This is a genomic window from Xenorhabdus yunnanensis (assembly GCF_028598805.1).
Lineage (GTDB): Bacteria > Pseudomonadota > Gammaproteobacteria > Enterobacterales > Enterobacteriaceae > Xenorhabdus > Xenorhabdus yunnanensis.
This window is the reverse complement of the sequence record NZ_JAQRFI010000297.1, coordinates 1-285: the sequence shown is the minus strand read 5'-3', so window position 1 is coordinate 285 and position 285 is coordinate 1. Positions and strand designations below refer to the sequence as shown.

The 285-nt window shown below is 50.5% G+C and carries 1 protein-coding gene; it reads left to right on the top strand.

Annotated elements, in window-relative coordinates; all coding sequences use genetic code 11:
* Positions 1-285: primase-helicase zinc-binding domain-containing protein (locus PSI23_RS22320; protein WP_273557082.1), on the top strand; the 285-nt coding region annotated here is incomplete at both ends.

Genomic DNA, 285 nt, shown 5'->3' with positions numbered 1-285 from the left:
GTGAACAGAATAAAAACGACCGAGGCCGTTGTTGGTCGCTGGCCTGAAATCTTTGCTTATTACAAATTGCCTCCGGTGACAGGAAAAAGGCATTTCAAGGGCAACTGTCCAGTCTGTAAGCAGAAAGGCAAATTCCGCATTGATGACCGTGACGGGCGCGGAACATTCATCTGCACCTGCAATGCCGGGGACGGCTGGGCACTACTGAGATTGACGCAGGGCAAAGAATTCAAAGTGCTGGCGGATGAGATTGATCAGCTGTTGGGTATTCAACGCGATAAGGTC